The sequence below is a fragment of the Maribellus luteus genome (assembly GCF_003576475.1).
Lineage (GTDB): Bacteria > Bacteroidota > Bacteroidia > Bacteroidales > Prolixibacteraceae > Draconibacterium > Draconibacterium luteum.
The window spans coordinates 1-659 of sequence record NZ_QWGR01000117.1 but is presented as its reverse complement, the minus strand read 5'-3'; the positions used below and the strand labels follow the sequence as shown (position 1 = coordinate 659).

The window sequence follows — 659 nt, the reverse complement described above, 5'->3', positions numbered from 1 at the left end:
ATGGCGAAGGCCTTGTCCGAAGGTTCAAACCCGCCGCATATCCGCCGAATGCCCACCGACGCCGACCAGACCTCCGAGGACGTCCGCAGCCGGATCCTCGACGCCGCCGAGGCCCTGCTGCGCCGCCACGGGCCGGACAAGCTGGCGGTCACCGACGTCGCCCGCGCCCTGAGCATGAGCCACGCCAACGTCTACCGCTACTTCGGCTCCAAGACCGACCTGTTCCAGCAGCTGGTGCGCCGCTGGCTCGGCCGGCTGGAGGCGCCGCTGGCCGCGATCGCCGCCGAGGACGGCCCGGCCGCCGACCGGCTGACGCGCTGGGCCCTGACCCTGCATCGGCAGAAGCGCGAAAAGGTCTCGGCCGACCCGGAGATGTTCGCCGCCTTCGACAAGGCCGCCGACCGCGCCGGCGGCGGCCCGGTCGAGGCCCATCTCGACGCCCTGCGCGACCAGCTGCGCATCATCCTCGAGGACGGCGCCGCCGAGGGGCGCTGGCCCGGCGTCGGCCCGACCTCGGCCCAGGACGTGTTCACCGCCCTGTCGCCGTTCAGCCACCCGGCGGTGGTGCTGGCCGACGGCGCCGCCGACCGCTCGGAACAGCTGCGCCGGGTGGTGCGTCTGCTCGACGCCGGACTGGCGGCCGGCTGAATGCGGGTTGC

General features: G+C 74.1%; 1 protein-coding gene. It reads left to right on the top strand.

Going from position 1 to position 659, the window contains the following annotated elements; translation table 11 throughout:
• Positions 1-648 (top strand): TetR/AcrR family transcriptional regulator (locus tag D1614_RS24075; RefSeq protein WP_162304623.1); only part of this gene is annotated, 648 nt, incomplete at its 5' end.
• Between the last annotated feature and the right edge of the window lie 11 nt (positions 649-659).